The organism is Actinophytocola sp. (assembly GCF_035712165.1).
Lineage (GTDB): Bacteria > Actinomycetota > Actinomycetes > Mycobacteriales > Pseudonocardiaceae > DASYTH01.
This window is the reverse complement of sequence record NZ_DASTBH010000103.1, coordinates 1-4,867: the sequence shown is the minus strand read 5'-3', so window position 1 is coordinate 4,867 and position 4,867 is coordinate 1. Positions and strand designations below refer to the sequence as shown.

The following is a 4,867-nucleotide window of genomic DNA, read 5'->3' as shown; positions in this document are numbered from 1 at the left end:
GCCCGAAGCCCGCGGCGGGTTCTCCATCCCCAACCTCGACACCTGGATCCTGGACCCAGACCACCAGGCCACGGTGCTGCACCACCTGCTGGTGCTGGTCGTGGACTGGTGCCGGCACGGCGCCCCCACCGCCACCGACGTGCCGCAGATGCGGCAGTTCACCCGCTGGGCCCAGTACCTCGGCGGGTTCCTGGCCCATCACGGCGTGCCCGGCTTCCTGACCAACCACACCCAAGCCGTCGACCTCGACGACGACGCCAACGAATGGCGCGCCTTCTTCCTGCACTGGCACCACCTACACGCCGACCGAGCACTCACCGCCGAACAACTCCGCCGCACCGCCGAACCCGACGCCGGCCCCGACCCGTGGGCCGGCACCTTCCCCACCACCGAAACCGGCCGGCTGCTGTCCGCCAAATCGCTCGGCAGACGCCTCACCGGCCAGATCGGCCGCTGGCGCGGCGACATCGTGCTGCGCAGCGCAACCGACACCCACAAGAACGTCCGCACCTACTGGGTCGAACACGGCCAACCCGACAACCAAACCCGCAAACCCGCAAACCCGCAAAACCCACCCTGACCAGCACATTCAACCTGCGGGTTTCTGGCGGGTTTGCGGGTTTGCCCCCCAGCGGGGGCATCTCCCTGCGGGTTTGCGGGTTTGCCAACCGCACCCCACCACCAAACCCGCCACCGTTTCCCCAGCTCACAGCCCATCCTGCGGGTTTGCGGGTTTGCGGATTAACTCCCCGCTCCCCGCCGTAGAACAACAACCCACCACCTACCGCCCGTAACTCTCAGCACCCCCCGACGGTCTTGCCACCAGCGCCACCCAAGCCGCCCTTCCCATGCGGCGCACGGCGCTGACGCTGGCGAGGCAGAACGGAGCACAACCGATGAAGTCCAGCCACGATCTCGTGCTCTACACCAAGTACGAGGCCGCCGAGATCCTTCGCGTGAAGGTGAGTTGGTTGGAGCGGCGCGCGGCCGCTCGCCAGATCCCGTTCACAATGCTGGGCGGCACCTACCGGTTCACGCCGGAACACCTGGCGGAGATCGTCCGGCTCAGCGAGCCGAGCGGCGGTGCCGCGGCAGTCCGGCCCGAGCGGCGACGGCAACGGCGTCGGGAGGCCAGCCGTCAGGTGCCGGACGGATTCATCCCGTTGCGGCCGCGTCCTCGCCGAGCGGCGTAGGGAATCCCACGAAGATCGGAAGGAACGGTTGCTGCTGTGGCGTATGCGGAAAAGCGCGGGACGTTGTGGCGGGCGCGCTGGGAGGCGCCTGACGGGCGGTTGGCGTCGAAATCGGGATTCGTGACGAAGAACGACGCACTCGCCTACGGGCGGGATCAAGAGGCGGCCATTCGGAATCGGACCTATGTGGACCCCCGAGCCAGCATGACGTTGACGGAGTGGGTCAACATCTGGTTCCCGAGCCTGGATCTTGAGTTGAGCACCCTGGACAACTACCGGTACTTCATCGAGGTGCACATCCTGCCGCGCTTCGGCGACTGGGAGTTGCGCGCGCTTGAGGTGGCGCCGGAGGAGATCGTGAAGTGGGAGCGGCAACTGCCGGTGTCCCAACGAACCGCCCGGGAAGCGCGGTCCACGCTGGCCAACTTGCTCAATGATGCGATTCCGCGCTATCTGTCAGTGAATCCGGCCGCACGCCGGCGCGGCAAGGGGAGGAAAGGGCTGCGCCGCATTGAGGATGCGGAACGCAGCGCGAAGGTGTGGGCCTCGCCGCTGCAGGCCCTGCTGTTGGCCGAGCGGTGCGCGCTGTTGTCCGGGCGCGATCTAGAATTCATCCTGGTGATCACGGCGGCGTACACGGGCATGAGGTGGAGTGAACTGCTTGGCCTACAGCCAAGTTCGGTGCGCTCGGGACTGCTGCAGGTGTCCTGGAAGCTGTACGAGCTGAACGGCCGGTTCTACCGCGGCCGCCCCAAGGATGGCTCGATTCGGCCGGCTGACAGCCCGCCGTTCCTGGATGACCTGCTGGGTCGGGTGCGGCCGCAGCGGTGTCACTGTCGGGGTGAGGGGAAGTGGTGTTCGGGTGCTGAGTACCTGTTCCTGACACCGGATGGTGCCCACTTCCGACGGTCGAACTTCAGCGCCCGGTATTTCCGTCCCGCCGCCGACGGTTGGTATCCGGGGACCAATGCGAAGGCGGCGGCGCCGGTGCTGGTGGACGTCAGCGGGGGCTTCCCGGGTCGTCCGGTGCCGGCGTGGCCAGCCGCCGAGCCGGACAAGCCGTTCGCACCGCCGACCGGTCGTGGGCATGCCCGCCTGGTGGACCTCGACGACGGCCGGGGCCGGTGTTCGGTCTGTCAGCGGACCCAGATGCTGCGCGGCGACGGCACGCTGATCGCTCACGACGCGGCCGGCGGGCGGTGCACGGGCGGCGGTCAGGCTCCGGCGGCGGACGTACCGCTGGCGTGTTGGTCACCGTTGGTGACCGGGCTCACTCCGCACGGCCTGCGGCACGGGCATCAGCCGATGATGGACAACGCGGGGGTGCACTACGTGCTGCAGTCGGAGCGGATGGGACACGAGGTGCCGGGCATGCGGGGCACCTACGCGCACCCGACCCAGGAGATGCGGGACACACTGCTGGCGGCGCTGCCACGGCTCTGGAACCAGGCCCTCGCCGAGCGGGCGCGGCTGGCAGCTCGGTCGCCGGTGTGCGTGCTGGATGAACTGCTCAGGCCGTTCGGGGGAGAGCTGACCTGACGGGCTCGGCTCCCAAGCGGCTCCCAAAATCGGACACCGGGAGGTCGGTCACATGATCGAGTGCTCCGGCTGGGAGCCTGGTCGGGCCGTGGTCCTGCGGCGATGCCGAAGGCGGCGTGGGGTGAGTGACGGGACTCGAACCCGCGACTTCCTGGACCACAACCAGGTGCTCTACCAGCTGAGCTACACCCACCATCGCGCTTGCGCGCTGCGACATCGTAGCGTGCGGTGACCGCGAGGCCTAAACGGGTTCCCCGGGTCGCAGTACCGCGTCGGCGACGGCCTTGGCCTCGTCGGAGGACGGGCCGGGTTGGGCGACGAACGCGGTGCGCCGGTAGTAGACCAGCTCGCGGATCGACTCGCGGATGTCGGCCAGGGCGCGGTGGGCCAGGCCCTTGTCGGGCTGGGCGTAGTAGATGCGCGGATACCACCGCCGGCACAGTTCCTTGATCGACGAGACGTCCACCATCCGGTAGTGCAGGTGGCTGTCCAGCGCGGGCATGTCCCGGGCGATGAAGCCGCGGTCGGTGGCGATGGAGTTGCCGCACAGCGGGGCGGTGCGCGGCTCGGGGACGTGCGTGCGCACGTAGTCGAGCACCTGCTGCTCGGCCTCGGCGAGGGTGACGGTGGACCGGCGCACCTCGTCGGTCAGGCCGGAGCGGGCGTGCATCTCGCGGACCACGTCGGGCATGGCGTCGAGTTGCGCGTCGTCGGCGTGGATGACCAGGTCGACGCCGTCGCCGAGGACGTTGAGGTCCGAGTCGGTGACCAGGGCGGCGATCTCGATGAGCGCGTCCTTGCCGAGGTCGAGACCGGTCATCTCGCAGTCGATCCACACCAGATTGTCGGGCACGCGAAGAGCTTAGCCGGGCGAACGGCCTGGAGTTGACCCGTGGAACGGCTGGTAACGGTGACACTGGTCGGTCACCCACTAGCGTGAACGGCACGGAGCCATCAGGCTTGTAGTCATGGGTAAGGACGTCGAGCAGGTTGAGTTCACCCGGGCCGACCGGCAGCGGTTCCGGCAGAAGGTGCGGCTCTGCCTCGATGTGTTCGCGCAGATGCTGGCCGAGTCGCGGTTCGAGGTGGGGCCGCGGGCCGGCCTGGAGATTGAGCTGAACCTGGTCGACGACGCGGGCGATCCGACGATGCGCAACGCCGCCGTGCTCGAGGCGATCTCCGACCCGGCCTTCCAGACCGAGCTGGGCCAGTTCAACATCGAGATCAACGTCACGCCGCGCCGGTTCGAGTCCGGGGGCCTGGCCGCGTTCGAGGAGGACGTCCGGGCCAGCCTCAACGCGGGCGAGGAGCACGCGAACGGCGTCGACGCGCACATCCTGATGATCGGCATCCTGCCCACGTTGCGGCACAAGCACATGAGCTGGGCGACGCTGTCGGCCAACCCGCGGTACAAGGTGCTCAACGAGCAGATCTTCGCGGCCCGGGGCGAGGACCTGGAGATCAACATTTCCGGCGCCGAGCGGCTGGTCACCACGGCCGACACGATCGCCCCGGAAAGCGCCTGCACCAGCGTGCAGTTCCACCTGCAGGCGGCGCCGGAGATGTTCGACCGGTACTGGAACGCGAGCCAGGCCGTGGCCGCGATCCAGGTGGCCCTCGGCGCCAACTCGCCGTACCTGTTCGGCAAGCAGCTCTGGGCGGAGACCCGGATCGCGCTGTTCGAGCAGGCCACCGACACCCGCCCGGACGAGCTGAAGGCGCAGGGCGTGCGCCCGAGGGTCTGGTTCGGCGACCGGTGGATCACCTCGATCTTCGACCTGTTCGAGGAGAACGTCCGGTACTACTCGGCGCTGCTGCCGCTGTGCGAGGAGGAGGACCCGGCGGAGGTGCTCGGCCGGGGCGACACCCCGGAACTGGGCGAGCTGCGCCTGCACAACGGCACGATCTACCGGTGGAACCGGCCGATCTACGACGTGGTGCGCGGCCGCCCTCACCTGCGGGTGGAGAACCGGGTGCTGCCGGCCGGACCGACGGTGGTCGACGTGCTGGCCAACGGGGCGCTCTACTACGGCCTGGTGCGCGCGCTGGCGGACCAGGACCGTCCCGTGTGGACGCAGATGAGCTTCGTGGCGGCGCGGGACAACTTCCATGCGGCCGCCCGGACCGGCATCGAC

The 4,867-nt window shown here is 68.8% G+C and carries 4 protein-coding genes, 1 tRNA gene and 1 pseudogene; 4 read left to right on the top strand and 2 right to left on the bottom strand.

The window, feature by feature from the left end; translation table 11 throughout:
- The 3 genes and pseudogenes from VFO68_RS05385 to VFO68_RS05375 all read left to right on the top strand — a co-directional run.
- Positions 1–580 (top strand): annotated as a pseudogene (locus tag VFO68_RS05385) (hypothetical protein); the annotation flags it as partial.
- A 316-nt stretch (positions 581–896) separates the two neighbouring features.
- Entirely contained in the window at positions 897–1,193 is a 297-nt protein-coding gene (locus tag VFO68_RS05380) for a helix-turn-helix domain-containing protein (RefSeq protein WP_325157035.1), read from the top strand.
- A gap of 36 nt (positions 1,194–1,229) precedes the next feature.
- A complete protein-coding gene (locus VFO68_RS05375; RefSeq protein WP_325157034.1) occupies positions 1,230–2,732 on the top strand; it encodes a hypothetical protein in 1,503 nt (500 codons plus the stop codon).
- 117 nt (positions 2,733–2,849) lie between these two features.
- Here VFO68_RS05375 and VFO68_RS05370 read toward each other — a convergent pair.
- Together VFO68_RS05370 and orn are read right to left on the bottom strand one after the other, a co-directional pair.
- Positions 2,850–2,925: transfer RNA gene (locus VFO68_RS05370), tRNA-His, on the bottom strand.
- A 48-nt stretch (positions 2,926–2,973) separates the two neighbouring features.
- Positions 2,974–3,585 (bottom strand): oligoribonuclease, encoded by a 612-nt coding sequence (gene orn / locus VFO68_RS05365; RefSeq protein ID WP_325157033.1) that lies wholly within the window; start codon positions 3,583–3,585, stop codon positions 2,974–2,976.
- A 115-nt stretch (positions 3,586–3,700) separates the two neighbouring features.
- Between orn and VFO68_RS05360 the strand changes: the two genes are divergently transcribed.
- Positions 3,701–4,867, top strand: a 1,167-nt coding sequence (locus tag VFO68_RS05360) for a glutamate--cysteine ligase (RefSeq protein ID WP_325157032.1), incomplete at its 3' end; no start/stop codon positions are given.